The sequence below is a fragment of the Nitrospirota bacterium genome (assembly GCA_030684575.1).
In the GTDB taxonomy this organism is placed as follows: Bacteria; Nitrospirota; Nitrospiria; order Nitrospirales; family Nitrospiraceae; genus Palsa-1315.
In genome coordinates this window covers 162,030-188,580 of record JAUXVD010000016.1, presented here as the reverse complement: position 1 = coordinate 188,580, position 26,551 = coordinate 162,030, and the positions used below count along the sequence as shown (strand labels likewise).

Sequence of the window (26,551 nt, the reverse complement as noted above, 5' to 3'; positions counted from 1 at the left end):
CAACGGATCGTTGCGGATTAACATTTTCCGCCGGTCTAAAGAGAGTGCCTGCGGCTTAACTAGGAACGCAGCCAAGCGAGCAGGCCGCTGTTGCAGGCCCCATACTCCTGATTGTGAGCAATAGTGAACAGACGATGCGGGAGATGACTGATTATATAAGCATGGCTGATTGCAGCGCCTAATGCGGTTAGGTTCATCACATTTTGTCGTTGTTCTCATTCTGCAGCGTTCTCCTGAATCGCTTGCATGATGTCCCTGCGGTGCTACAGTGAAAGTCCTGGAAATATTTTATCGGGGAATCATATGTCGATTCGCACTGATCCGCTCGACTTGAACATCATCATTTCTGATCAAGAGCGTCGCAACGGGACGCTCTCCATCGAGAATACCCAGCTGGGGGTCATGCTGCTACATGCCCGGGGCTATGTCGTGCTCAAAGGCGCAGTACCTGAATCCCTGGTGACGGAGCTTCATTCACGTTTCAAGACCATGTACAAAGACAATATGCAGCGCCTTCATGCGGAGCGGCACCGCACTGAATTCATCGGCGAGGGTGAACATGGGCACAGCGTGTTTTGGGAGAAGAAGTCCCGCATTCGAATTTTCCCCAAGCTCAGAGGCCCGTTTGCGAGCCCTCTCGTGGTCCGGAATTCGTTTGCGGAGTCTATTCTCGAGGAAACTTTGGGCGCAGACTATTATTGCAAATTTGTCTCGAGCGATACCTGCGCAAAAGGCGCGATAAAGCAGGCGCCTCATCGTGACATCGACTTTTACGATGAGGACACTGTGCGCGGATGCTACGTCAATATTGCACTCATGCATTGCGGGCTTCATAACGGCCCGACCGAGGTATGGCCGGGCGGCAGTCATCTGTGGCGCAGCGACAAATTTTTCAAGTTCAACCTTCACCCATTCACTCAGGATGACATCAACCCGGCGGTGGAAGCCTTCGCGAGCCACCTCCCTTCCAAAAAAATCGAGCTTCAACCGGGCGATCTTCTGATCCGCGATCCTGGCATGTGGCACCGCGGCACTCCCAACCAGACCGATGAGCCACGCACGATGTTGACCATTGGCTATTTTCGCAAGGATTACTACTTTGAGTACGGCGATCCGTTTTTTAATATCGATGAGGATATCTACAAGGAGCTGGACCCCTCGGTGCAGAAGTTATTCGAACCTTTTTTTCAAATGGCCGATTGGCGTTACTGGAAGCTGCGCCAGAGTCAAACCGTCCGTCGCTTAACGGGAAAGCGGTATCTTGGAGCGCCGCTTCGCATCGGGTTGCGCTGGTTGGCTGGATGAAGGCCTATGCTCGAAGAAAGAAGAGGGGTCGGAATGAGCTAGTCAGGGAGTCTTTTCTGAAGAACCATTTCCCATCGTGTGGCAGTCCAGATCCTTCAGCCCCAGCACAGCCCGCACCTCGCCCATTAACCTACTCCATACCTTCTCCCTTCGTGAAACCTCTTCCGCCTCACCTCAGGACCTCACCCGCTCCCTATTGAAACCACCCTCAGCACAGTGCTAACAAGACCGTTACCACTGCGCGAAGGAGTAGGGCACGTATGAACTGGGATGAGAAGTATCAAAAGGGTCAGGCGTTCTGGGACAAGGGCGTCCCCGCGCCGGCGATGAAGGAATATCTGACGCGGCATACGGTGCGCGGACGTGCGCTGGTGCCTGGCTGCGGCCGCGGGCATGAGGTGGCGCTGGCGGTGGAGCACGGACTGGATGCGACGGGGCTGGACATCGCGCCGACGGGCGTGGCGGAGGCACGCGCGAAGTATCCCCAACTGGCGGAACGCTTCGTGGTCGGAAATATATTTGATCCCCCAGAGGAGATGCGCGGTGCCTATGATGTGGTGCTGGAGCATACCTGCATGAGCGGACTCCATCCGACGCTACGCGCTGACTACCGGCGCGGCATCGACCTCACGCTACGGCACGGGGGCTTGTTGATCGGAGTCTGGTTCATCAACCCAGCGCTCGGTCCTGGTGAGGAGGGACCTCCCTACCCGTTCAGCGTTGCGGATCTGACGGCGCTCTTCGCGAAAGGCTACGACATCCTCGAAGACTATGTGCCAGATGTGGCCTTTCCCGGTCGCGAAGGCCGGGAGCGAGTGCGCGTGCTGCGACGCGTGACAGAGAACTGAGGCCTTTCCTCTTTTTGGTGCTTCTCGACCATCTAGTCTAACTTGGCAGTATGGTTCGACGAACGAACGAGACCATCCTGCCACGCCGATCCCCGCTAGCCCTTGCCACCAGCTCCGTGCTTCAAACCCCTCCGTCGTAACTGAAACCGGTTGCGTAGGAATGTCTTGCTCCACTCGGCTGGAATGCGAGTACGAGGCCTTCTCTTACACTTCGACCTGCGCGAGCTGCACAAGTTTGTCTGCAATCGCTTCTGGCGACAGGACAAAATCGATGCACCCGCTTGCAATTGCACTCTCCGGCATATCCGGCTGACTCGCCGTGCTCAGCTTCTGGGCAATGGTAATCCCGCCTATTTCTTTGATGCCGCACAATGCCGCCGCTCCGTCGCCATCATAGCCAGAAACAATCACAGCAATCAGCTTGCCGTCCCAATACTCCGTCAGGGAACGTAGGAACACCGTAATGACATCAGGCCAGCCTCGAGGCTTCGATATGGGCTTGAGACGAAACTCTCCATTCAGAACGTGTAAGTCACGATTTTCAGGGATGATATAGACATGGTCCGGTTCAACGACCAGACTGTCCTGTATGAGTGTGACCGGCATCGTTGTGAAGCGAGGAAGCACCTCATGGAGGTGGGTAGGCATGTCCGTGATGTGATTTACGATGACGATCGCCACTCCCATGTCAGCAGGAAGGTTTTGCAAGAGCCGAATATAGGCGTCGAGGCCACCAGCCGAACCGCCGACGCAGACAATAGGAAAATGTTTTACTGAGGGACCGGCTGTATCCGGCATCGATATCATCCTTCGCATCGCCAGGCTGAGGGTACAATGGCCCACGTATCGACCGGCAAGAACTCGAACAGCCTCACGCATCCACCTACAGGCCGCGAAACATCGTACGGCGCCTCTTCGGAATCATGCGAGGCAGACGACCTCAACAGCACCGTAGGTCAGCGCCTCTCATGTAGGCCCCCGCCTCTTCTTACCGAACGGGCGGCGTTCCTGGCTGTGCTCCCCCACCGAGGGGATTGATCCCTTTAGGGGCCTGAGGCGTCATATCAGGATTCGTCGAGATGCCAGGATCGAGGTTGGGTGGCTTCACCGCAGCGCGGGGATCTCCCTGTTTCTCCGGAACGTGTTGGATACCCGGATCGATCTGGGAGGGAGGAATGGACGGTGTACCAAACTCCAAGGACTTCTGAGGAGCGCTGCCAGAGGCTGGTTCACCCCCGCTCACCGCCTTGACAGGAGGAAATCCAATGGCGGAAACAACCACTGCCAGAAGAAGGCTCACCAAGCCAATAGCCATAAGTCGAGGCGCCTTCCCGGGCATTCTTTCAGTAGATAGTGCATGAGATCCCCTGCCGCATTTGTATGGTAGCCACGACATACGGACCTCATCTTCTGTGGAAATGTTGCAGACTCTATGAGGGCTCGACCTATTGAGGCTTCGCTCCACATCCCTTGTGGGCACAGGAGCAGGGAACGCCGGATTTCTCCTCTCGGCAATTCGACGAACAAAATTCCTTCCCCGGCTCTGCCTGACAGGTACAGCGCGGGTTCGCGCATGACTTTTCAACCATAAAGCGACTCCTCCCTCTGTTAAATTTTTGCAAGGGCAAAGAGGCAAGCACGTCCTCTTGCCTGCCTCTGAGTGGTCTACGCGATACAGCCACGTAGGCATCTGCGATGCCATACGGCTATCAAGGCCCTAGTCGACCGCGCTACGCTCCAAGATGCTTCTTGAGAATCGGAGAATCCTTGATCGCGGGATTCGCAGGAGCCAATGCGACGGCCTGCTTAAAGGCGGCGGTCGCCTCATCGTGCTTTCCCATCTTGTCCAAACTGAGCCCCAGGTTATATTGAGCTTCGGCCGACTTTGGATCGGACTTGAGCGCTTTCTGGAACAAATTGGCCGCCACATCCATGTGGCCCTGCTTATATTGACTCACCCCTTCGTCGTTGTCCGCTTGACCAGGCGATCCGACCACAGACACGAGAGCCCCATCAGACATGGGGACGGTCGCTGCAGTCCCAATTTTCGCCGCAGGTGAAGTGGGTTTATCATAATCACACGACACGGCGGTGATGGCGAGACCCGCAAGGATGACACTCAATGCAATAGACGACTGTTTCACGATGCACCTCCCATAAGACATGAACATATTCCGTGGTACATACTGTCTCATTCTGGGAGCTCTCGTCTGAGCAATATTGCTCACTCGTCCTGTCCCCTGAATCCCTGCCGCATCTGCAAATCTGGCTGTGCGATTCCACATCGCTCGGAATGTGGCGAAGAAACCGTTCTCACACCGAAATAGCGCGTGATAGATCCGTCCAAGACTTCGGAGCAGGCTCACGCAACGCCGATCACTGCGAGCACGTTCCTGTGCTGGCGAGATCGGCCACGGAAAACCTCATCGTGAAGCGCTACCATGCCCCGCGCTGAAAGACACACAACACACCCATCGGATAGCTCCGTGCGGCTGGTCTTGACACAAGTGACGGTATGGTCTCCACTGCGAGCCTTGCCTTAGGGGTGGCTGCAGCAGACGCGAGTTTAAACAATATTGTGATCGCGGACGTTGCCGGCCTTGTGGCTGGTGCGATGTCGATGGCTGCCGGCATCTAGGCTCATGTGGGCTGTTTCCGGCAGCTCACTCTTGTTCCTCGCGCTACTCGGTTGACTGGCAGCGCGCGGCAGTTTACTGAGGTCTCTCGTCTATCTAGTCTTTCCGGTTGATGCGGTTACACGAACGAGCGCACGCAGCCAGCCTCGCGCTCTTTTGCCATCAGCCATTCGCTCTTCTTTCTGCCCACGCCCCTCACGACACAGCGATAGACCAGGTCGACCAAACACAGTAGAATGTGCGCGCGTCTTGACCTTGAACGGGACACGTTCACCAGTCATCAATGACGTTGCCTACCTTCCGATATGACGACGAAAGGGGGGACAGAACATGAGACGCATTATCGGCGGAGTCGGCCTCCTCACGCTGTTCTCAATTGTGCTGCCACTCTTCAGCTGTTCTCCTGCCAATTCTGCTTCGTCGGATGTGCAAAAGGAATGGGAAAACTGCCTGCTGTCCGTGCTGCATACCTACAAGAAAGGCACCACCGCCACCCCGACTTCTGCCAGAGATCAGATGTGCGTAGGCATGATGTATGTGCGCGGGTACGAAGGCCCGAAAAACCCAGCCAAGGCAACACCTCTGTTTCAGAAAGCCTCCGATGCTGGCAATCCCGTCGCCATGGTCATGTTGGCCAATGCCTATATGCAGGGACATGGAGTGAGCCGGGATCCTGCGCGGGCGCTTCAATTGTTCCGGCAGGCGGCGGATCTTGGACAGACAGACGCCATGCTGACGCTGGGACAATTGTCCGCCAGAGGCACGGGTGTGCCGCAAGATCGCACCGTCGCCCATCGCTATGTGAAGGCGGCCGCGGAGAAGGGTAACCTCGCGGCCTGGACTGCGCTACAACTGTTTTTCGGTCCAGCAGCTGAGGATTTAAACAAAGCGATCGATCTCTATCGAGACAATAAGGCTGCTGACGCCGCACCCCATTTCAGGCGCGCCGCCGATCAGGGCAACATTCGCGCCCAATTTCAAGTCGGCTGGATGTTGGATAAGGGAGAAGGGATGCCGTCCGACGCAGCCAAAGCCGCCGTCTGGTATCGCAAAGCTGCCGATCAGGGTGACGGGGAAGCTGCCGCCGCCTTGGGCCAATTATTCGAAAACGGGAAAGGCATGGCGGAGAACTATGTCCGTGCTGCGGAATGGTATGCCCTCAGTGCGAAAATCGGTGACCCGATGGGAACCTTCTTATACGGTCGTGCCTTTCAATGCGGCATCGGCGTGCCGCAAAACCGTGGCGAGGCGATTGTGTGGTTCTGGCGGGCAGAGGCCCGTGGCCATCCTGAAGGCGGCCGGTGGGGCCGTTGGCTGCGCGGTGAAGGCAATGATATCGGCGCATGCAGTCAGCGCGAGCGAGATGTCATGGGCATGTCCTCCAGCGATCCCGTTGGCATCACCTTCCACAATTCGGCCGAACGCCTCAACTGGCTCAGCGCCGATCATGCTGCCTCTGAGCGTGTGGGGGCCTGGGTCGATTGGAGCACGCGCCGAAGCGAGTACCAGGCCTGCACGATGGCGGGTGGTTCCAATTGCCGGGATCCCGGGACCGAACCGCCGAAACCTTGATCGTCGCGGAGAAGAAACGGGATCAGGTTTTGCCATCCAACAAATGCGGCGCGGGCAGGAAGCCAATTTGGCTGGTCTCTCTGGTTCATCTCATCGGTGTGGTTTGACGAATGAGCGAAACCAGCCAGCCACGCCGCTCACCACTCGCTCTGACCATCCACTATCAGCCATCCGCCAGTCTCGCTTCGCCCCCCTCCCTCACACAACGAGGGACCTGGCCGACTCCGCCGGCGTCACGGCATAGGAAGCTTCACGCTGATGACACCCCCCAAGTCTCCCTCCTGTGCACCCTCTCGTGGATAGCCAGTCACATCTCGCTCGCCTTTTGGCGTGCCATGGCATATCAAACAATCTTTTCCATAAAACAGCGGCAGCAGCACCCGCACCGCCTTCCCGTCCTCCGCCATGGCACTCACGACCTGCCCTCCCTCCCGCGGAAAAGATGACTCACTCATCTTTTTCATCTCGGCGGATTCAAACGCGTCGGGCTTGTTCTTCGGATTGCGGACGAGGCTATCAGGCGCCGTCTGTTTCATATACACACCGGACCACGATTGGAATCGCGTCCCAGTTTCTGTGCCGAACGTGGCAGGGATGAGCCCCTTGTATTTGATTCCAGGAAGGTTGATCACCGTCTGGTAACTCGCCACCGTCTTTTTGCTTTCTTCCAAGAGCCTCTCCAACAGAGGCTTCGCTATCTCCGGCACTGTAGTGGCGGACAGATTCGCCAGGTCATGCCCCGTCCGCTCCTTGAATGCCACGATGGTCTGCTGCGCAAACACCTCGGACGTGAACCCCTTGTTTCCCTTTGTCGGATCATTGAGCAAGAGCTGGTTGTGTCCGATCACCACCCGTCCGACGTCGAGCAACACCGCAAGCAGACGTCCCGTTTCTCGAACCACCGACTCATTCTCCGCGACAGCTGGCGTCATCACCGCGCATAACACGCCGATACCAGCCACTGACATCATCCCAACCATCCAACGCCTATACATAGATCCTGCTCCTCTTTGTCAGTCATCCTCAAACATGAAGGAGGCTCTTCCCTATCCCCTGCGCCAGGAGACTAGAGCCGATGACCAAGACCTGTCAAACAAGAACCAGCGGTAGGTCCTACTATCCAACCTGGCACAGCGCGGGAAATGATGTAACCGGTCGTTCCGATTCATCTTGTCTCTCTGGCTGCTCTGATTTATGTGGTTCGCCGCCACGCCTCTCCTCACCCAATAGACCCGACGGGCTTAACCACGTACAATCTCTCTGTCCCTCATTCATATAATTGCGGTCGACGAAGCATGAGTTTTAGAAGCCGACATACGTCACCCATCCGTTATCTCCTTCTTCTCCTTGTCACCTTGGGAGTTACGCTTGCCCTGTCCCCCCTCTCACTATTCCGTGATCGCACACCCGCGGCAGTGGTTCCGCTCCCGCAGACCGATTCCTGGTGGATAACCCAACATGAGCAGGCACTCGCACGCGTCCGTCAGGGCAACATCGACCTCGTCATGATCGGAGACTCCATTACTCAGGGGTGGGGCACTGAGGGGCGCCGTATTTGGGACACCTATTATAGGCATCGCCGTGCCGTGAACTTGGGATTTAATGGTGATCGCACCGAGCATGTGTTGTGGCGGCTGCACCATGGCGAGATCGATGGGATCGCCCCCAAGCTGGTGGTCCTGATGATTGGGACCAACAACACCGGCGCGCATCATGATCTTCCAGAGGAGACCGCCGCTGGCATCCAGGCGATTCTCACGGCCTTGCGCACCCGCCTTCCAACCGCCAAGATTCTCTTACTCGGCCTGTTTCCGCGTACGGCTTCAGCCGATGACCCGATCCGCCGCATCAATGGGGCGGTCAATGATCGCCTTGGCGCCTACGCCGACAACCAGCATATTTTCTTTCTGGACCTCAGCCATCACTTCCTCGACATCAGAGGGCGCCTCCCTCAAGACCTCATGCCTGATTTCGTGCACCCAAATGAGCATGGATACCAGGTGTGGGCTGACGGAATGGAGGATATGATCGCGCGACTATTGGGTGAGTGACCGTGACAGACCGATCAAAATAACAAGGAACTAGGTCCTGCACTCCAACATGTTGCACTGCGTGGCGGGAAGCTGGTGCAGCTGGTCACTCTGATTCATCTTGTCCATCTGGCATGCCCAGTTTGTCTGGCTCGATGACACGAGATCACCTGAATACGGCTGCTTGACGCGCGGTCTTTTCACTCGTAGCATGAGTCAGGCGTTTCAACCACGCCGACTGTCTCATCCTTCGCGCTTCCTGCCCCTTCCTCGCGCGATCGATTCTTCAGTCTCCGCCGTTCCACCGCCGATACCCACTGCGCATAGCTCGGGCCACGCGCACTGCGGAATAAGGAGCAATCCAGATGGCACTACAAAAACCCATTACAGATCGTATTTTCGAATATCTTCAGGGCTCTGAGGAATGTGAGTTCGAGGCCCTCGTGGCTCGCTACCCTGAATTCACCTGGAACGAGCTTTTTCAAGAGGTGTCTCGCTTGAACCGAACTGGGCAGGTGATCATTACAAGGAATGTGGGAATCTTTACCCTGAGGCAGGCTCCGGTGATGAAATGAGCATAGGCCAGACACATGACCGGTCCCCATATGCCATGGGTGGCAGGCAACTGGTTCGCCTGGCCTATCTGGACTAGGCTCAATCTGAGCCAGTACAATGCTCCCATGTCTTACCTCGCTTGCATCCACCTCTCACGATGACACTCCCACGTCCGACGGATCAGCTTGCAGGCTGTTGCTGGTTGCCTCGCTTCGCCGCAAAAATCCGTGCATCTCGTTCCAAGCAGTTGCCATTCCTGTACCGCTTGGCGTTGGGACATTCGCTCGGCATCGATGGCAGCTTTCTGCGCCAGTTCAAGATTTCGCACCAACAGTTTATCCACGCGGTCGAGCAGGCACCCGGCAACGAGGCCTTGGCTCAATGGTTTCTGGCTGTGCCGGGGGTGACTGACACCTCGATCGAGAGCTGGAACCGTCATGCTCCCCTCCTAGGATCGAAAGGATGTCCAGGATATCTGGTACGCCATCTGATCAAGTGGGTGCTGTACCCAAAGTCTGTGACACATCCTGTGGAGAGCCTGTTCGAAGCCATTGAGCAGGATGAACGACCGTGAGGATGAAGGTGAACCAACGATTGACCACCTTCTAGCCAGCCTCCCCCGCCTCCCTCCCCGCCCTGCCCCATCCAAACCCCGTAACAACATCTGGCTACGCCAGACTCCCTGGTTCGATCGGGAGTTACGTCCACTCCTGCGGTCCAGAGTTACAGCGATCCCTGGGGAGTGCGTCTAACTTGAAAAAAGAACCTACCGTCCTATGCGCGCCGATTATCGGAGGAAGAGCTAGGTCAACCTACTCCTCAAGATCCACAGTATCCCCGGCGCAGACAGATCCAGGCGTAACAACTGTTGCCAACACACCTACCATACCGCGATTATGCTGAACGACCGTCCGAAGAATCGCGAGATCTTGAGGCAAGCCCTGTTGAGGTAGTGTCGTCATCACACAGCGCGAACAGAGGCTGGTGACCGCCAAACGAACCTGGGGACCGATCGTCACAATACGCCCATTCCAGTCGTTTTCCAGAAATCCTGACACCGAAATTCCCGCATCAATGACCACATTCGGCCGGAACCGCTGCGTGTCAAAACGCCCATTCGGGTAGCACGATTGGAGAGCGTGAAGTGTGGATGTCGTCAGAAGATGGACTGGCGCCTCATCAAAGAATGATGCAGGCAACATTTTCACCGTCGTCTCAGTGTCTCGCCCCGGTAGGCCTTCCAGATTGGGAGAGTATTGTTCGAGCACAGGATGGGCCGGAGGATTGCTGGTGAGCCGGACTTTTCGCCCAAGTCGCTCCGATAGAATGGCATCCATATTGCCCGTGGATTCCGAGATAACCTGTCCATCGGACAGCGTGACGTCCACACGCATCGGGGATCCAGGAACAAGGTGAGCCTGAAACGCGAACATGCTGGGCCACCGCCGGGAATTCTTCGCACTCACGACATGTCCCGTTTCGATGTCGATCAAAGCCAATACTCGATCGCCCTGCACGCCTCGCTCAGTCACGGCTGCCTTGTCCAATTTCTCTCCCAACATCGACTTCACGGGATACCGCCATAGTTCATGGACCGACCCAACCTGTAAACTCTTCCCCATTTTGACTCCTGCCTCCTATAGCTGTCGATCGTACCATTCAACTCGATAGTGGCTCGGCGCGAAGGGCTGTTCACTCACGAAACGATCTGCCTCCATCTCCTGCCAATCAAGCGGTATCGTTGCGCCACCAGATCGGCATACGGGAATCGTCGGTCTGGCGCTCATTGTCGTCCGCCAAATGCTGTATCGACATAATACTGATGCAGGGACGTCACATCGTGGCGCCCCCGCCAAGTGAAGACTACTTCTTCTCGACGATATCGCTCTTCATCGGACCAAGTACGCCCAACAATTCATCTTTCTCTGCCTTGCCGACCTTGTGATGATCCAAGGCAGCCACCAGGTCTTCGACCAGAGCGCCAAATGCCGCATCATGCACCCCCATCCCGGCATGCGTCTGCTTCATCGTCCGCCCGGTATACGTGCAGGGTCCGCCACTCGCTTCACAAATCTGGTTGACGAGGTGAATCTTCAGTTTTGTGAGGTCCGTGTTCCCGAAGAACCCGTTGATGCGCGTATCTCCACCGACATTGCCGACGAACGTCTCCACCACGGCCGTGATTGCCCCCTTGCCACCTAACCGGTCATACAACGACTTCCCCTTGGTTCCATCAGCAGCCTGCACCGATCCAGCCATCAGCACCAGACTCATGATCATCAGGCTCACTACATTCCTCTGCATCATTACCGTCCTCCTTATATTGATAATACATAGGGCTTACCGCCCCTCCCTGCTCCCCAGAAACTTCTCCCATCGACGGGCCTGTTCGATCTCAGCCCCTGGTATAAATTCCGGACAATCGAGCCGCAACTGGCCTTCACCGATCGCCCTGTTTATCAATCCACAATGATGCGGTTTCGCGGCATCAGTATGGACATGTGGTTGAAAATAGGTGCAGCCGGCGCACATCCGCACGACCGAGATCGTCCCTTGCTCTTGCAGGGAGTGAATCACTTTAGTGAGGCCCCGTAAGAACACCGCTTGCTCGTCAGACGTCAGACTCTTCACTCCAGCTTGGACAACCTGGGTCCATCCTGAGACGCGCTGTGCTTCTCGTCTACCTGCTGCCGTGAGCGTGATGACGAGAACCCGCTGATCTTCCGCCGATCGAGCTTTGTGCACGAGCTGCTTCTCCACGAGGGTCATGACCGCTTCGCTGGCCGTAGCCGCCGTCAGACATAACTCTGTCGCGACGTCATTCAGCCGAACGGGTTGGGCTTCACGATCAGCCAGAAATCTAAGAATTTGCCCTTGCGTCGGCGTGAGCTTTCGCGCCGTACCTCCTTCCCAGGCTTGGCTTCGTAAGGCCGTCGCGATCTTGGTCAGTCCGACCGTAATATGATCGACGGCTGACTTCTCCCCCTGCAGGGGTAGCTCTGTGCCCATCGCCGCCCCCTTTCTATACCGATAACGGCACGATGAATCCGCCCAACTGCCGGTACTCCTGCTGCTGATGCTCCGTGAACATGGCCAGCGGCTCCTGGTGACACAAGCGGCATTCCTCCGCCGTCACAGAGACCGCCTCATATCCCTGCACCTTCAGATACTCACTGGCCAACCTGAGCGCAGTACTTTGGTCGCCGGTCATGACATCAAAATGCAGGGTCTTTCCCGGCACCTCCACCCACACATCGAACACCTTCACCGTATCCATCCCAGCCTCCCTCTGACATCGTGAATTATTTATCATTCAGGAGTCCATACCATATAGATAGGAACACTTCCGTGTCAAGCGCCTTCCGGACCGATACAGAGAACGCCCGGCACCCAACCGGACGAGACGGCACATCTCTGCTTGCCTGATGCGAACAACTCCGACTTTGATATAGACTGAAGGCCCTGAGTACGGAGGTTCCACGCTCTGCTACAAGGGCAATCTCAAACGAACCTCTTGAAGAGAATCGCCCATACCACCAACTCTTGGAGCGCACATGCCACATGTCTTGATCATTCATGAAGTCGAAGCCTATCCGGCATGGAAAACCGTATTCGACCAAGCAGCAGGCATCAGAAAGCGTGCGGGGGAGATCAGCTACCAATTACTTCGATACGACAACGAAGCCAACCGCATCGTCCACTTCTCAGCCTGGTCCTCACTGGACAAGGCCCGTCGTTTTTTCGAGTCCCCGGAGTTGATTGAGATCAGAAGACAGGCGGGCGTGAAAATGCCAGAATTCATCTACCTGCAAGAGATAGAACGCGGCCTGCTCTAGCCTTCAGATGGCAAGCCCACTTCCCTTATTGACTCAGGCTTGCTAGCCGAATATTTTCACGCTGACGCTTCTCACCGAAGCGAGACTGTTCGGTCTCTCGACGACAGACAATCTGTACAACAACCAAGGAGGTGCGCGTGATGAGGTTCGTAAAAGTGCAGGATGAGGAACGGAACGGTGAAGTGGCCATCAATCTTGATCTCGTCCGAGAAGCTCACTTTGGAGGGGGATTGCTGCACCTCTACTTCGAACGCAGTTCTACGACACAGGATGACATGACATTTACAGGTGAGAACGCACTAAAAATATGGACTGCGATGGGCTAACACTGACTGGAATAGGAATAGGATGGAGGCAACGATCGACGGAAGTCCGGCGCGAGGATTCCGTGTGAGCGTTTACCTCAGCCTCATCCGTCGAGATGGATGCGCCATCGACAACAATACTGTTCCGCGGTCATGATGTTCCTATCCGCCACAATGAAGCCACACATTAGCGAACTCCGAGGCGCCAGAGAGATGTGACTTCCGCCGCACGGGCAGCATGGAGCGGGTCGGTGTGGTCAGAGACCCGAGGGTGACTCGGCCGGGCATCGATCTTACCGATCACCCTGAGCCCCGCGTTCTCAATAACCACGAGTAACTCTGCCCGTGTCCGCAGCTCCAGATGTTCGGCAAGATCCGAGAGCAAAAGCCAGCCTTCTCCTCCCGACTCCAGATGTGACGCGAGACCATTGAGGAATCCACGCAGCATGCGGCTTTCAAAATCATAGATCGCCTGTTCGATGGGAGAACTGGGCCTGGCCGGAACCCACGGTGGATTACACAGGATGAGCTGAGCCAGGCCCTCCGGAAAAAGATCCGCCTGCACCACCTCCACTCGCTCCGTGAAACCCAGCCGCGCAAGATTCTCACGCGCACAGATCAGGGCGCGAGGATCTTGATCGGTGGCCACGATATGCGAGATGCCGCGGCGGGCCAGCACCGCAGCCAATACGCCGGTTCCGGTCCCGATATCGAACGCCCGCGTACAGGGTGGTAAGGGCGCCTCGGCGACCAGGCCCACATACTCGCCGCGAGTCGGTGAGAACACACCATAGTGGGGGTGGATGCGGCCACTGAGTGCAGGAATCTCTATGCCTTTCTTCCGCCATTCATGCGCGCCAACCAACCCGAGCAATTCGCGCAGCGACACTACGGTCGGTCCTTCGCTTGGGCCGTACGCTTCGGTGCACGCTACGGCCAGATCTGGAGCACGACGCAGGCGAATCTCATAACCCTCGTCGAGCGCCACCAGCAACATGCCCAATGTACGGGCGCGCTGAGACTGAGCCTGCCGATGTAAATGAAAGCCCTCAGCCGGCGACGAGCCTGGCTTGGGAGGATTGCGGTCGACTCGACGCGCCATCGCATTCAGCAACTGTCGTGCATTTTGGAAGTCGCCCCGCCAGAGCAACGCGGTTCCCTCGCAAGCCAGCCGATAGGCGGCGTCGGCCGTCATGCTGTCGTTGGCGGCGACCAGGCGTGCAGGGGGTGGGGATCCCCATTCCGATCGCCAGCGCGCAGAGCAGGCCTGTCCAGCCTCGACCCAACTCACCAACGGTGGCTCGGTCATGACCGCACCTTATAGGCACATATCCTTTGTAGGGGGACAATCTCTGCGTTCATGTTGCGTCTGTGGATGAAGCCCCAGGACCACCGGTAAGTAGGTCGATGTTCTGGCATATGGCCTGGCGGCCAGTCCAGTCAGCAAATCACATCTGAAAATGCGGCACATAGAGACTCTCGCCCACGTGCTGCCGATGAATCCCTACTGCTCATAGTTCTCGACGACTTGCGGCGGGCGCACTTCCGCTTCGTCAGGATCAAGCCCAACATCGCGCAGCGCGCGCCGTTGGCGCAAAAGATCCCAGCATTGATCCAGCTCCACCTGGACGTTCGCGAGGCGCTTCCGATCGGCTTTGGGGAGCGCCCCTTGCTCATACAGCCGGTGCTCCTCTGCGACAAGGCGCTGAATATGATTGAGGACCGGCTGATCTTCAACGTGATTCTCCACGAGAGCCTCCTCCCATGCGGATGTGATGGAACGGTCAGGCTCTAATGGTACGCCCACGAGAAACTGCGGTCAATTGATGCTCCGGCCAACAGAATGACTCTGCGTCGGTCACTAGACGAGATAGCAGACCTCCCTTCACGCGGAGCACGTTTCCATAGAGCATAGAGATGGGTGTCGTTGAGCGTCATCCAGCCTGAATCGCCTCTCCCATGGCCTAGACAAACAGAATTGCGTAAGGGTCAGGCAGGGTTCATCATGGTTCTAGGACTGATGCTGCCTGACCAGTCAGATCGGTTGGCCAGGCCGCAGATTGTCGCAACGCTCGAATCCAAGAGGCCTTGCCTGACGATCGCAGGGTTGCCAGTGGCGAGGTTTAACAATGAGAATCGAGCACCAATAACCGGGCAACCAGGGAGGACAGAATGGCTCCGAAGTTTCGAGAGATCTGGCGCACACAGATCAGGACTGCAAGCATGGCAATGGTTGGACTCACCCTCATCGGCTGTGCCAGTGACCCGACCGCTCCACCGCTCACAATGATTTCCATGAAAGAGTGCAACGATAAAGTTGCCGCGATGCGTAACGCCTATGATGAGCGCACTGCCAGGGATCGTGCCGAGAGCGCGGAGCAGCATCGCAAGGACGCTCAAGAGCTCGAGTCGGTTCGCGCGGCCTATAAGGATGCGACTGGGAGATTACTGGAATTGACCCGCCTCGAATTGAAACGGGCGGTGCTGTTCGGATTCGGAGAGGATGATCTGGACTCGACGAACCGTAGCGGGCTTCAGGATATCGTCGAGATCCTCGCGCAGCACCCTACCTATCGAATCAGAGTCGAAGGCCATACCGACGATCGTCCTATCGGTCCCCGCCTGAAAGATAAATTCGACACGAACTGGGAACTGTCGGCGGCGCGCGCCGCCACCGTGGCTCGATATATTATTGATGCGATGCTGGTGGACCCCGCTCGTGTCCAGGTCGTCGGATACGGAAAATTCAGGCCGGTCGCAGACAATGCCACGGAGGAGGGCCGTGCCAGAAACCGACGGGTCGAGGTCGTCATATTTGAGGAGCCACCCCCACGTGGCCCACTCCCGAACGTCATCCCCTAGCTCAGGAACAAGGCCGCCTTGCTCAACTGCATGGCAAACTGCAGCAAACTTCATCGTGAGGACTGACACATGCCAGCCTGGCTCTTTCCCCTAGTCAAAGCCGTCCTCCCTCACATCGGGACGATCGTGTCCGCCGCTGCGCCCGTTTTTACCAGGAAAAGCGCTGCGACTGCCACAAATCAGCCGGAGTTGCTTCAACAACAGATCACAGAGCTTCAGGCTGCCACATCGAAGAATGATGCCCACATCAAGGAGTTGGCGGAGCAGATCCAGCATGCCCTGCTGGCAATGGAGCAGGGAGCCTCGATTGCAGCGCGAAGGCATCAACAGATGTACTTCCTTTGTTTCGCCGCCACGATCTTGTCCGTGGTGGCCCTGTGCATTGCCTTGTTCATGCTCGCTACGCGATGAGCTCAACCTTCCGCAGCTGTAACATGCGGGCAAATCTAATCGTGCCATCACACAGGTTGCGGCATACGGGTAGACCTTCCCACCTCTCTCGTAATAGAATTTTGCTGTAACGGAGGGACGTCCTCCGGGAGGGTCGCATGGCTCCAGGCAACCAAAGTCCGCAGAAGCAGAACTATCGTGAGCAGGCTCTCAAACTGTTTCCGTGGATTTGCGGGCACTGCGGACGCGAGTTCGACGGCAAGAAGTTAAGCCAGCTCACGGTCCATCATAAGGATCATAACCACGACTACAATCCGCCTGACGGGAGCAACTGGGAATTACTCTGTCTCTACTGTCACGACAATGAACACCAGCGGAGTCAGGTGGCCGACCCATTTGCTGAAGCGCCGCCGGCCCGTAAGCCAGATCAGCCCTCGACCTTCACCCCCTTCGCCCATCTCGCAGACCTGTTCAAACCCAAAACATAGCCGGTCTTCCAGTTCATAAGACTTCCCTGGTTGCCCCGCTGTCGATCCTCACGAGACCAGCATAAAATACACAAATCAGCGACACTCGCCTACCCCCTCACACAAGGCTCCTGGATCATCGACAAAATGTTGGATCAGTCTCCGATGATGCAGTACACTGGCCCGCAAGAGACTCAGTCCGTAAGACTGTTTCAGTAACCAGCACTTGGAGTTGGCCTGCCTCATGCATTGATCATTCAAGGGGTCAAGGCCTATCCAGCATGAAAATCCATCTTTGATCAAGCGGTAGACATCAGAAAGCAAGCAGGGGAAATCTGCTATCAGCTTCTTCGACACGACAACGATGCAACACCGTCGTCCACTCCTCAGCATGGTTCTCACTGGACAATGCCCGTCGCTTCTTCTATTTCACGAACTTGTTGGAAACCAGGAAACATGGCGGCGTACTCTAGCCCACCCACGATGTCCATGATATGAAGCCAGGACAGAAACCCCTTCGTGATGTATCGTCGAGCCGCATATGGATCTCATAGAAGGTCTGAACGATGAAGGGTGAGTCACAGGTTGAGCATTCCCTGCGCCAGATCCCCTCGGGGATCTGGGTATTGGGCTTCGTCAGCTTGCTCATGGACATCTCGTCGGAAATGATCCATAGCCTGCTGCCATTGTTCATGGTCACGGTGCTGGGGACCAGCACGTTGGCGGTCGGCCTTGTTGAAGGGCTTGCCGAATCTCTGGCGCTGGTCGTCAAAGTCTTTTCCGGCACACTGAGCGACTATTGGGGCAAGCGAAAGGGGCTCGCCTTGTTCGGTTACACCCTGGGCGCATGTACCAAGCCTCTCTTTGCTGTCGCCTCGGGAGTTGGCCTGGTCTTGGCCGCTCGCCTGCTGGACAGAATCGGAAAAGGTGTGCGCGGCGCACCACGGGATGCATTGGTGGCCGACCTCGCGCCACCACATCTCCGGGGTGCCGCGTTCGGCTTGCGGCAGTCGCTCGATACGGTGGGGGCATTCCTCGGCCCCCTGCTTGCGGTCGCGTTGATGCTATTGTGGGCCAATGATTTCAGGGCCATTTTCTGGGTAGCAGTGTTGCCGGGATTCATGGCCGTAGCGCTCTTGTTATTTGGGATCCATGAACCTGAGCATCGACAGACCGCCACGCGAAAGAATCCCATCCGATGGGACAATCTGACCCGGCTGCGGCCAGCCTATTGGTGGGTGGTCGGCATCGGAGCCATCTTCACGCTGGCCCGGTTCAGTGAAGCCTTTCTGGTCCTCCGCGCGCAGCAAGGGGGAATTCCCATTGCCCTGGTTCCGTTGGTCATGGTGGCCATGAATCTGATTTACGCCCTATCGGCTTATCCTTTCGGCAAGCTCTCCGATCAGATGAGTCACATGAGGCTGCTCACACTCGGTCTTCTCGTGCTGATTGCGGCCGATGTGGTCTTGGCTACGAGCAATCACTGGAGCATGGTCCTATTGGGCGTCGGCTTGTGGGGCCTTCATATGGGTATGACGCAAGGCTTACTCGCCACGATGGTCACAGCCACGGCGCCAGCCGATCTTCGAGGGACGGCCTATGGCGCCTTCAGCCTCGCAAGCGGCCTGGCTATGCTGATTGCCAGCGTGCTGGCAGGACTCTTGTGGGACCAGTTTGGCGCACCCATCACATTCTATGCGGGGGCCTGGTTTTGCGCGGTCGCGCTCATAGGCCTCACCCTGTACCGACTCAAAAACAAAGATTGAGCCTCAGTTCTTCTGATCCTGTGTGTCGCGGCATGTGGCGGGGATCTGGGTCTGGTTCATGTCGTTTATCTGGTCGTTCTAGTTTTTTGGTTTTGCGCAACAAGAGATACCCGATACACCAAAAACCTAGAGACACCAGCCGCGCGACGTTCCCCTACGCCTTCCGAGATCGATCGAAATGCTGATATAGTCGCCCCTCACCTTTTGCGAGGTCACCCATGGACATGCTGATGATCGTGTTTCGTACGTCACTGAAAGATCGCGTGCAAGAATTATTGCGGACGTGCGAGGTCATGGCCTACACAGAAATTCCCGAAACCGTCGGGACGGGACAATCAGGGCCGGCGGAGGGGATCTCGTATTATCCTGGAATAAACAGTGTCATCCTGGTCTCGCTCGAACCAGCTCAACGTGACAAGGTCGCCGGCGCAGTCAAGGCCTGGTGCGCAGAAACCCTGCAACATTCAGGCTGGGTCAAACCAGCCATCCGGGTCTTCTCCTGGCCCTGCACTCAGCTCGCATAGTCTCGGCCAGCTCCCGCGAGACCTACCGGAAACTATTTGTCGGCAGATCTCTGCACATCAGCCCCGGCTATGCGATTGATCGATTCGGGAGAGACGTTTACGTACCTTCGACTGTTGAATGCACCATGCCTGTGGACACCAGCGGCTTCTCGTATGGGTGGGCGATGTCGAGACTGAGGCAGAACCGACTCCCGCATTAGGTGCGCCCCCATGACTACAGGCAACCCGGTTGAGCATGCCAGAACAGAAGAGGGCTTTGAAGTCACCCTTACCCTAATCCCGCCGGGAATACGCCTTGGGCTTCAACGCATCCAGCCCTCACAGGACGACCCTAGTGGACGCCTTCTCCTCGCCATGCTTCAGCGCTAAGGCGCACGCTGGGTCCTCGCTCCTATCCCTCGCCGCACACGAGGCACGTATGCCAGAGCGAACCTCAAGACAGACAAGCGGAAGCGAACATGACGCGCGCAGCCCATCGCCTCATGCCCTTCAGCACTCAAGTGCATGACGAAACATGCCGATACGTGCTCGTAGAAGTCACCTCTCTATGGAGCGAACATGCTGACAGCCATCGGCGATGTCATGAGGCGCGTGTACGAGCGCGGCTGGATTACGACGAGAGACGGGAATATTAGCCTGCGGAAACGAGAGGGAACGCATCTCTTCATTACCCCCTCCGGATGGCGGAAGACCATCGTACATCCGGAGCATGTCGTGCGGCTCGAGATTGTAAAAGACTCACTGACGGGCGAACTCGTTCCCATGGTGCAGGACGGGCAGCAACCATCCGGAGAGCTCTGGATGCATTGGAACTTGCAGCGCGATACGGCAAAAACCAGGACGGTCGTGCATGTCCATGCTACGCACATCGTGGCCGCCATCTATGCAGGCTTCGACCTGCAGGCCATCAGCGCAGAATTTCCTGAAATCTCTCGCTATACCAGGGTGGGACCGACGGTGCCCGCATTGCCGGCCTTATCGCGTGAATTGGCGGACACCACGGCTGCATGTTTCGGCCTCGAACATGACGGGGCTCTTGCCTTCGATATCGTGGGGCAGGCCAACCATGGCGTCTGTGCGGTTGCGAGAGATCCATGGTCCGCTTACGAACATATCGAGCGGCTCGATCACATTTGCGAAATTGTGCTCAAGAGCGGCGTGAGCAAGACGATGCAGAGAAATCGCTCTCGCGCCGCCTAAGAAGCCGACCTTGATTCCGTGGCCCGACACAAGACGATCCTCCCACCGGCTTCATCAGTCGTCTACTGACGCATGAGGGATGGAACTGCTGGCAGCGCCATTGAACAGATTTTCAATCGCCACGAACCTCCGGTACGACCGCATAGCATCCAGCCTCTGACTGATTTCCTCACACAGACTCAACTGGCCCCTGCTTCAAAGTCATCATCACGTCATGCTGCCATTCCCCTGGAGATCGAATAGACTCCAGTGTAGAATCCGTCACGAACCCGATAGATGGCGACAAAGTTGCGGCAAAAACACTCAGCCGTCCCACGCTCGACCGCTTGAAAGAGAACGTGCTGCATATTACGTGGGTCGACCGTTTACTTGGTCACTCTCGCTTGTGTCCTCGCTGATGCCCTCTGGCTGAACAGGCCATGGCAGAGACCACAGTAGCTGTCCATCAGGGTCACACGGAATGATTCACCATCCCTCTGCCGTCACGACGGCACATACCGTGGATATCCCCCTGGAAACCCCGCAGAGATTGAATGTCTCACGAGGCCTGTCGCTCACGAGTGAAGGCGGAGTCACTCCTCTGCACCTCAGATACTGATCGTGCAGCGTTGTTGCAGGTCTGCCTTTAAGAAAGTCCGGAGGAATTGTGATGGAACATATTACATGGACAATAGGCATCGGCGCCCTGACCGGCCTCATTGTGTCAGGCATCGTCCTGATCATCGGACAATTTACCGTGAAAGTCGTCTTGCCATGGTACGAGAATCTGGTCTACCACGACGTGAAAATCGAGGGTCGGTGGTATGGAACGGCGCAGGTGAGTGGAATAGAGGTGACGCGGGTCTGGATCATTTCTCGGCAGGGACATAACATCGCCGCAACGGTCACATCTACCTCAGGACCGGATGTCGGACAGGTCTTTCACGTGACGGGGAGCTTCAAGAACCTCCTACTAACCGCCACCTATGTTCACAGCGATCAGACCAATACAGCCCGCGGCACCTATACCTTTAAGCTGGTTGGGGATGGCCACAAGTTCGACGGTGTTATCGCCTACTACGCTACCGGTTCAGAAAAGGTGAGCTGCGGTCCCTATACGTTGACAAGATCGGAGTCCGGCCACACCGCACCGAAGGCCTCGGCTTGATGGCTGAGGCAGACAAGGCCACAGCTCAACTCTTTATGCGCATAACCCGACAACCGCATCATTCACTTCTCCGCATGAACCTCACTGGACCATGCCCGTCACTTCTTCGCATCCTCTGAGCTGGCATGGATCAGGAGACAGGCCGGCGTCAAAGCACCGACCTTTCGCCACTTGTACGAGATCGAGAAGGGGACACTACGGCCATCATCTGATGAGGAACCTCCTCTGGATGGAGGATGCCTTTTGCCCTCCTTCCCTGCGAGCGGTGACTCGGCCCATCCGGCTCTCTTCGATCGGGCAGTCCTTCGTCTCTCATTCTTCCTTGGAAACACGTGCACGTTGCCGATAGATTCCTCTTCCATTCCCCATAGTTCACCCTGACTTCATTCCATGGCCCCTTTATCCAACCCTGCCTGGCACTGTTTGATCAAAACCTTGCGCTCTAGTCATTGAGTGATAGAGTTCATAGTGATCCGGACCACCCGATCATGTGAACGATGCGCACTTTCGGCCATTTAGCCCTGCCGCTGTTACTGGTCCTGCTTGCTTCGCAGGCCCGGGCGGGCGACGAGCCCATCGCGGATTCCCTCTCTCAGCGCTGGGCCGATATCTTCAGTGACCATGTCGCACAAGCCCCTTCAAAGCAAGCCGTTCCTCCCCTCTACCAAAGCAGCCTCACCCCAACCTACTTTGCGCCGCCTGTCGCCTCTTCCCGCCTCCGCGACCTGGCTCCTGAGACGAACCAGCCCCGCACACACGGAATCCTGTCTTCAACCACCTGGCTAAACGGGGCCTTCGTAACGGAGACGGAGTTGGCCAGGAGTCAGGGAGGGGCCGGTTGGCTTCAAAGCAGAATTCCCGGCGACACACGCGACACCTCGCAACGCATGGTCCGGCTCGGTCTGACCGGCACGACCGGACCAGTCCGTTATGGCATGAGATACCGATCGGCCGGACAAGCCTTCCTGAACGGGCCGGACCAAGCCCAGCGTGAATTATGGGGGGAATGGAAGTTCGGACGGACGACACTGCGGAGCACGATCGGACAACAGTGGAACAATGTGGATGGAGACTCCACCCGCGCCAAACTGGAGCAGACCTATGGACGAGCCGGTCTCGCCTGGAAGCCTCCAGACCTACCGGAGTTCACCCTGACCTACGCCCGTAATTCCTTATCGAGTGCACTTGAGCCCCTCAACATCGCTCCTCAGCGATCACTGGCCCATACGCTGGAAAGTGCGCTCGCCTATAACAGCATGAGCTGGAATGCGCGGCTCGCCTCAAGTTACAGCCTCGGAAACGATCTTCTTCGCAGTGGGACCGACACCACTGTGAGAATGCACATGGTGACAGCAGCCTTCCGGCCGGTGAACACCCTGACGATTTCTCCAGGACTAGGGTATCGAGAAGAGATACAGGACTGGTCAGGCGTCCGGATCCTTTCACCTTCAGCATCGGTCGCGATGCAATACAGGCAAAGCCAGCGCCTCTTGATCAGTGCCATGGGCAACTACGCCGGGACGCGGTCGAGCGACGGGCTGATTGATACAGAACAAGTGGGCGGAAAAGGGATACTCGCCTGGAACTTCCAGGGTTCACCGGAGGGCACCACGTTGATCTCTCTTGAAGCAGGCTATCAACGCATCACGAACCATGTCACACCCTCCACCGACGGCAATGATATCTCAGGCTTAATACGCATTGTAGTCGCCACCCTCTAGGCTGCCGGCAAAACCCTGCGCCACCGGTTCCGCTCGCCTGATCACCCCGACCCCGCCAAACGGGCTGCTCCGCATACGGACAGAGAGGGGTGGACCGGACTCCCCTTGAAACAGTAGAATGCGCCACCCCCTTTCCTTCCCCTCTCCGCCTTACGGCACGTTGGAAATGGTCATAGAACAAACGGCATCGCCATGAATATGAAGGAACTACCATGAGTGTGAAATGCGGAATCGTCGGGCTGCCCAACGTGGGGAAGTCTACCCTCTTCAATGCCCTGACCAAGTCAGGGATCGCAGCAGAGAACTATCCCTTCTGCACCATCGAGCCGAACGTCGGTATTGTGGAAGTGCCGGATGCGCGGATGCAGGCGCTCGCCGATATCGTCACCCCTCAGAGAATGCAATATGCCACCACCGAGTTTGTCGACATCGCCGGTCTGGTCGCCGGAGCCTCGAAGGGTGAAGGCTTGGGCAACCAGTTCCTGGCCAACATTCGTGAAACCGACGGGATCGTGAATGTCGTGCGCTGTTTTGAAGACGATAACGTGGTGCACGTGGCCGGCAAGGTCGATCCGATTTCCGACATTGCGACCATCGTGACAGAACTCGCGCTGGCAGACCTGACCACCGTGGAAAAGGCGCAGGAGAAAAACGTAAAACTCGTGCGCGCCGGCAACAAAGATGCCGTGAAGCTGGGCGAAATCCTGGAACAAGTCGCGATCTGCTTGAACCAGGGCAAGCCGGCCCGCACGATGAAGCTGGATGCGGCACAGATGGCCTTGCTGAAACCGCTCTGTCTCCTCACCATCAAGCCCGTCATGTACGTGGCCAATGTAGCGGAAAAGGGATTCGCCAATAATCCCCTCCTCACCCGTATGGAAGAATTCGCCGTGCGCGAAGGGGCGCCGGTCGTCGCCATTTGCGCAGCGCTGGAGTCGGAAATCTCCGGGCTGTCGGACGAAGAGAAGCTGGAATTCCTGACCGATGCCGGTATGGCCGAGCCGGGGCTCAACCGACTAATTCGCGCGGCCTATCAATTATTGGGTCTGCAAACCTACTTTACCGCTGGCGTGAAAGAAGTCCGTGCCTGGACCATTCATATCGGCGATACGGCCCCACAAGCGGCCGGCGTCATCCACGGCGATTTCGAGAAAGGCTTCATCCGCGCAGAAGTGATCGGCTACGACGACTTCATCGCCTGCAAGGGCGAAGCGGGCGCGAAAGAAAAAGGGAAGATGCGGCTGGAAGGCAAGGAATACGTGGTTCAGAACGGCGACGTTATGCACTTCCGCTTCAACGTCTAACTTTCGCTCCATGAGCCAGCCACCTCCTATCACGCATCCCCGCGATCCCTTGCACGGGATCACGCTCGAAACCATCATTACGGAGTTAATCGAGAAGTATGGCTGGGCTGAAATGGGGAAACGCGTCCCGATCCGGTGTTTTCTCCACGACCCTAGCGTGAAATCCAGCCTCACCTTTCTTCGGAAAACGCCCTGGGCACGAGAGCGAGTTGAAGGCTGGTATATCGCGTATAAAGATATGTGAACGACTGCTGCCGGCTCCTTCGACTCGTATCGCTCGATAAACAGAGGATCCACCACTCCATGGCCTCGAACGCCACCATTTATAAAGCGACGCTGCAAATCTCCGACATGGACCGCCAGTACTATGAGGACCATGCGCTGACCCTGGCACGCCATCCATCCGAAACCGACGAACGCATGATGGTGCGCCTGCTCGCCTTTGCCCTCCATGGGCATGAGGCCTTGTCGTTTGGCCGTGGGGTGAGTACCGAGGAAGAGCCTGCACTCTGGCTCAAGGATTTGACGGGCGCCATCGACCTCTGGATCGAGGTGGGCCAGCCGGATGAAAAATCCATTCGCCAAGCTTGCGGCCGCGCAAAGCAGGTCTACCTCTATACCTATGGCGGACGTGGCGCCGATCAATGGTGGGAGAAAAATCTGGCCACCCTTGAACGGTTGACGAATCTGACCGTGATGAACCTTCCGCTCGACGGGAGCCGTGCCTTAGCTCAACTGGCCATGCCCAGCATGCAACTGCAATGCACCATTCAAGAAGGACAGATCTGGATGGCGGATGGAGAGCACAATGTGCAAATGGAATTGACGCTGCTGAAACAGCCTGCCACACCATCTGGACGATAATGCGGGTATCGCGATGAAAGACAGGAAACGCCTTCCTACCACTGGTGAACCCATCCCCTGGAAGAGTCCATTTGCAACCCTGAAGAGCATGGACCTCCCTCTGGCTCCAGAAGGCAAGACCTCAGTCACAACTGGCGAGGTAGCGCCGCCCTCACCGAAGAAAAGCCGTGGGCGGGTGGATATCATTCGCCAGACCGCACACCGAGGCGGGAAGACCGTAACGGTCGTCACGGGTTTCACCGGCATCAGTCTGGCCGAAAAAGAGGCCCTTGCGAAAGACATGCAGAAAGCTTGTGGCGCCGGAGGCACGGTGAAGGAGGGCCGGATCGAAGTGCAAGGGGATCAACGGGACATTGTCTCCCGCATCTTAACCAATGCCGGATTTCGCCCGGTGTGTGCGGGAGGATAAGCGTCTAGCAGAGACGGCCTGCGGCGCGTCACAATTGACTTCCTCCCCCGTCCGCGGTACAGGATGCACTATTATTCTGACAGCGCATTCTCTCGCTTGATCCATCACTGAAAGGCCACCGCATGAAAAACGTCGAGATGACCATTGCAGGAACCATATTGACCATCAAAGTCGACCTGTCCAAAGAGTTCGGACCATCGGCTTCAGGGAAGACGATCATCATCGCCTCAACAGAGGGGAATGTGACCATTCCTGACCGTGAAGAAAAAGTCGGACTGAACGTCTACCGGAAAAAGTGATCGGGGCATCATCTCGCGCTGCCCTTCAAGGAGATTAAACCCAATAGTCATCCCTCGGGCCCGACGTTCTCCTCCAGTCAACGGCGGCAATAATACTTCTGTCAGCTGAAGCCTTGCCTGGTGCGGTCTTGAAGACAGGATTCTACACTGAAGGAATGATGACTAGCGCGCAACCATCGACGTGCGCCGGCATGTTGCTAACGCACACCGATGGGCGCAGCGTGTGTGGCTTCGGCCAGGACGGACGAAACGCAGACGGTCTTACTTCCTCTTGGCAACCTTAGCGGCGCGTTTTTCCTTCACCGTCGTGGCAGGTTTCTTCTTGGTATTTTTCTTCTGCGTCATGCCCTTAGCCATGGAGTCTCTCCTCTAATATGTGGATGAGTCATGTGGGACCGCGATGCAATCGCCACCCCCTCTTCATACCCCAATTACAAAAAAATTGGAATAGGGCCGCGACCTGCTCTCGTCGGTTGACTTCGCTTCCTGCCCCCTGTACAGCTTGCATGAC

Annotated in this window: 31 protein-coding genes and 1 pseudogene; 22 read left to right on the top strand and 10 right to left on the bottom strand. The window is 56.8% G+C overall.

Going from position 1 to position 26,551, the window contains the following annotated elements:
- Nucleotides 1-330: 330 nt before the first annotated feature.
- Both Q8N00_12725 and Q8N00_12720 read left to right on the top strand, forming a co-directional pair.
- On the top strand, nucleotides 331-1,305 hold the full coding sequence (locus tag Q8N00_12725; protein ID MDP2383656.1) for a phytanoyl-CoA dioxygenase family protein: 975 nt from the start codon (nucleotides 331-333) through the stop codon (nucleotides 1,303-1,305).
- Between the two features lie 260 nt (nucleotides 1,306-1,565).
- Entirely contained in the window at nucleotides 1,566-2,153 is a 588-nt protein-coding gene (locus tag Q8N00_12720; protein ID MDP2383655.1) for a methyltransferase domain-containing protein, read from the top strand.
- Between the two features lie 204 nt (nucleotides 2,154-2,357).
- On the opposite strand, the gene Q8N00_12715 is transcribed toward Q8N00_12720, so the two are convergent.
- The 3 genes from Q8N00_12715 to Q8N00_12705 all read right to left on the bottom strand — a co-directional run bounded on the left by Q8N00_12715 (nucleotide 2,358) and on the right by Q8N00_12705 (nucleotide 4,297).
- On the bottom strand, nucleotides 2,358-2,951 hold the full coding sequence (locus Q8N00_12715) for a chemotaxis protein CheB (GenBank protein MDP2383654.1): 594 nt from the start codon (nucleotides 2,949-2,951) through the stop codon (nucleotides 2,358-2,360).
- A 190-nt stretch (nucleotides 2,952-3,141) separates the two neighbouring features.
- Nucleotides 3,142-3,468, bottom strand: coding sequence for a hypothetical protein (locus tag Q8N00_12710; GenBank protein ID MDP2383653.1), 327 nt, complete (start codon nucleotides 3,466-3,468; stop codon nucleotides 3,142-3,144).
- Between the two features lie 415 nt (nucleotides 3,469-3,883).
- The gene (locus Q8N00_12705) at nucleotides 3,884-4,297 is read right to left on the bottom strand and encodes a tetratricopeptide repeat protein (protein MDP2383652.1); all 414 of its coding nucleotides are present in this window, start codon (nucleotides 4,295-4,297) and stop codon (nucleotides 3,884-3,886) included.
- 329 nt (nucleotides 4,298-4,626) lie between these two features.
- Here Q8N00_12705 and Q8N00_12700 point away from each other — a divergent pair.
- Together Q8N00_12700 and Q8N00_12695 are read left to right on the top strand one after the other, a co-directional pair.
- A pseudogene (locus Q8N00_12700) lies at nucleotides 4,627-4,785 on the top strand (VIT1/CCC1 transporter family protein).
- A gap of 334 nt (nucleotides 4,786-5,119) precedes the next feature.
- Nucleotides 5,120-6,361: a tetratricopeptide repeat protein gene (locus Q8N00_12695; protein ID MDP2383651.1), complete on the top strand. Its 1,242-nt coding sequence runs from the start codon at nucleotides 5,120-5,122 to the stop codon at nucleotides 6,359-6,361.
- A gap of 233 nt (nucleotides 6,362-6,594) precedes the next feature.
- Here the strand turns inward: Q8N00_12695 and Q8N00_12690 are convergent, their stop codons facing one another.
- The gene (locus tag Q8N00_12690; protein ID MDP2383650.1) at nucleotides 6,595-7,356 is read right to left on the bottom strand and encodes a DUF3365 domain-containing protein; all 762 of its coding nucleotides are present in this window, start codon (nucleotides 7,354-7,356) and stop codon (nucleotides 6,595-6,597) included.
- 300 nt (nucleotides 7,357-7,656) lie between these two features.
- Between Q8N00_12690 and Q8N00_12685 the strand changes: the two genes are divergently transcribed.
- The 3 genes from Q8N00_12685 to Q8N00_12675 all read left to right on the top strand — a co-directional run bounded on the left by Q8N00_12685 (nucleotide 7,657) and on the right by Q8N00_12675 (nucleotide 9,520).
- A complete protein-coding gene (locus Q8N00_12685) occupies nucleotides 7,657-8,412 on the top strand; it encodes a GDSL-type esterase/lipase family protein (GenBank protein MDP2383649.1) in 756 nt (251 codons plus the stop codon).
- 344 nt (nucleotides 8,413-8,756) lie between these two features.
- On the top strand, nucleotides 8,757-8,966 hold the full coding sequence (locus tag Q8N00_12680) for a hypothetical protein (GenBank protein ID MDP2383648.1): 210 nt from the start codon (nucleotides 8,757-8,759) through the stop codon (nucleotides 8,964-8,966).
- Nucleotides 8,967-9,103: 137 nt separating this feature from the next.
- Nucleotides 9,104-9,520, top strand: coding sequence for a DUF5069 domain-containing protein (locus Q8N00_12675; protein MDP2383647.1), 417 nt, complete (start codon nucleotides 9,104-9,106; stop codon nucleotides 9,518-9,520).
- 238 nt (nucleotides 9,521-9,758) lie between these two features.
- Here Q8N00_12675 and Q8N00_12670 read toward each other — a convergent pair whose 3' ends face one another.
- From Q8N00_12670 to Q8N00_12655, 4 genes are all read right to left on the bottom strand, one after another.
- Complete coding sequence (locus Q8N00_12670; GenBank protein MDP2383646.1) at nucleotides 9,759-10,568, bottom strand: MOSC domain-containing protein; 810 nt, start codon at nucleotides 10,566-10,568, stop codon at nucleotides 9,759-9,761.
- 241 nt (nucleotides 10,569-10,809) lie between these two features.
- Nucleotides 10,810-11,253 (bottom strand): group 1 truncated hemoglobin, encoded by a 444-nt coding sequence (locus Q8N00_12665; protein MDP2383645.1) that lies wholly within the window; start codon nucleotides 11,251-11,253, stop codon nucleotides 10,810-10,812.
- 33 nt (nucleotides 11,254-11,286) lie between these two features.
- On the bottom strand, nucleotides 11,287-11,955 hold the full coding sequence (locus tag Q8N00_12660; GenBank protein MDP2383644.1) for a MarR family winged helix-turn-helix transcriptional regulator: 669 nt from the start codon (nucleotides 11,953-11,955) through the stop codon (nucleotides 11,287-11,289).
- A gap of 13 nt (nucleotides 11,956-11,968) precedes the next feature.
- Nucleotides 11,969-12,223, bottom strand: coding sequence for a DUF2024 family protein (locus Q8N00_12655; GenBank protein ID MDP2383643.1), 255 nt, complete (start codon nucleotides 12,221-12,223; stop codon nucleotides 11,969-11,971).
- Between the two features lie 277 nt (nucleotides 12,224-12,500).
- Here Q8N00_12655 and Q8N00_12650 point away from each other — a divergent pair, with 277 nt between their 5' ends.
- Both Q8N00_12650 and Q8N00_12645 read left to right on the top strand, forming a co-directional pair.
- Nucleotides 12,501-12,782, top strand: coding sequence for an antibiotic biosynthesis monooxygenase (locus Q8N00_12650; GenBank protein MDP2383642.1), 282 nt, complete (start codon nucleotides 12,501-12,503; stop codon nucleotides 12,780-12,782).
- Nucleotides 12,783-12,919: 137 nt separating this feature from the next.
- Nucleotides 12,920-13,108: a hypothetical protein gene (locus tag Q8N00_12645; GenBank protein ID MDP2383641.1), complete on the top strand. Its 189-nt coding sequence runs from the start codon at nucleotides 12,920-12,922 to the stop codon at nucleotides 13,106-13,108.
- Between the two features lie 166 nt (nucleotides 13,109-13,274).
- Here the strand turns inward: Q8N00_12645 and Q8N00_12640 are convergent, their stop codons facing one another.
- Together Q8N00_12640 and Q8N00_12635 are read right to left on the bottom strand one after the other, a co-directional pair.
- The gene (locus Q8N00_12640) at nucleotides 13,275-14,396 is read right to left on the bottom strand and encodes a class I SAM-dependent methyltransferase (GenBank protein ID MDP2383640.1); all 1,122 of its coding nucleotides are present in this window, start codon (nucleotides 14,394-14,396) and stop codon (nucleotides 13,275-13,277) included.
- A 195-nt stretch (nucleotides 14,397-14,591) separates the two neighbouring features.
- The gene (locus tag Q8N00_12635) at nucleotides 14,592-14,837 is read right to left on the bottom strand and encodes a DUF2630 family protein (protein MDP2383639.1); all 246 of its coding nucleotides are present in this window, start codon (nucleotides 14,835-14,837) and stop codon (nucleotides 14,592-14,594) included.
- A gap of 473 nt (nucleotides 14,838-15,310) precedes the next feature.
- On the opposite strand from Q8N00_12635, the gene Q8N00_12630 reads away from it, so the two are divergent.
- The 13 genes from Q8N00_12630 (at nucleotide 15,311) to Q8N00_12570 (ending at nucleotide 26,040) form a co-directional block, all read left to right on the top strand.
- Entirely contained in the window at nucleotides 15,311-15,949 is a 639-nt protein-coding gene (locus Q8N00_12630; protein ID MDP2383638.1) for an OmpA family protein, read from the top strand.
- Between the two features lie 69 nt (nucleotides 15,950-16,018).
- On the top strand, nucleotides 16,019-16,360 hold the full coding sequence (locus Q8N00_12625) for a hypothetical protein (protein ID MDP2383637.1): 342 nt from the start codon (nucleotides 16,019-16,021) through the stop codon (nucleotides 16,358-16,360).
- 137 nt (nucleotides 16,361-16,497) lie between these two features.
- Nucleotides 16,498-16,827, top strand: coding sequence for a YajD family HNH nuclease (locus Q8N00_12620; protein MDP2383636.1), 330 nt, complete (start codon nucleotides 16,498-16,500; stop codon nucleotides 16,825-16,827).
- Nucleotides 16,828-17,372: 545 nt separating this feature from the next.
- A complete protein-coding gene (locus Q8N00_12615; protein ID MDP2383635.1) occupies nucleotides 17,373-18,572 on the top strand; it encodes an MFS transporter in 1,200 nt (399 codons plus the stop codon).
- Nucleotides 18,573-18,790: 218 nt separating this feature from the next.
- Nucleotides 18,791-19,096: a hypothetical protein gene (locus Q8N00_12610; protein ID MDP2383634.1), complete on the top strand. Its 306-nt coding sequence runs from the start codon at nucleotides 18,791-18,793 to the stop codon at nucleotides 19,094-19,096.
- A 558-nt stretch (nucleotides 19,097-19,654) separates the two neighbouring features.
- Nucleotides 19,655-20,296 (top strand): class II aldolase/adducin family protein, encoded by a 642-nt coding sequence (locus Q8N00_12605; GenBank protein MDP2383633.1) that lies wholly within the window; start codon nucleotides 19,655-19,657, stop codon nucleotides 20,294-20,296.
- 649 nt (nucleotides 20,297-20,945) lie between these two features.
- Entirely contained in the window at nucleotides 20,946-21,443 is a 498-nt protein-coding gene (locus tag Q8N00_12600; GenBank protein MDP2383632.1) for a hypothetical protein, read from the top strand.
- A gap of 497 nt (nucleotides 21,444-21,940) precedes the next feature.
- On the top strand, nucleotides 21,941-23,164 hold the full coding sequence (locus Q8N00_12595; GenBank protein MDP2383631.1) for a hypothetical protein: 1,224 nt from the start codon (nucleotides 21,941-21,943) through the stop codon (nucleotides 23,162-23,164).
- Nucleotides 23,165-23,376: 212 nt separating this feature from the next.
- Nucleotides 23,377-24,468 carry a redox-regulated ATPase YchF gene (gene ychF, locus Q8N00_12590; GenBank protein MDP2383630.1) on the top strand — a complete coding sequence of 364 codons (1,092 nt, stop codon included), beginning with the start codon at nucleotides 23,377-23,379 and terminating at the stop codon, nucleotides 24,466-24,468.
- Between the two features lie 10 nt (nucleotides 24,469-24,478).
- Nucleotides 24,479-24,712: a VF530 family protein gene (locus Q8N00_12585; GenBank protein ID MDP2383629.1), complete on the top strand. Its 234-nt coding sequence runs from the start codon at nucleotides 24,479-24,481 to the stop codon at nucleotides 24,710-24,712.
- Between the two features lie 59 nt (nucleotides 24,713-24,771).
- Nucleotides 24,772-25,332, top strand: a complete 561-nt coding sequence (locus tag Q8N00_12580) for a YaeQ family protein (protein MDP2383628.1) — start codon at nucleotides 24,772-24,774, stop codon at nucleotides 25,330-25,332.
- 13 nt (nucleotides 25,333-25,345) lie between these two features.
- A complete protein-coding gene (locus Q8N00_12575; protein ID MDP2383627.1) occupies nucleotides 25,346-25,741 on the top strand; it encodes a translation initiation factor in 396 nt (131 codons plus the stop codon).
- A 122-nt stretch (nucleotides 25,742-25,863) separates the two neighbouring features.
- On the top strand, nucleotides 25,864-26,040 hold the full coding sequence (locus Q8N00_12570) for a hypothetical protein (GenBank protein MDP2383626.1): 177 nt from the start codon (nucleotides 25,864-25,866) through the stop codon (nucleotides 26,038-26,040).
- Nucleotides 26,041-26,551: the final 511 nt, after the last annotated feature.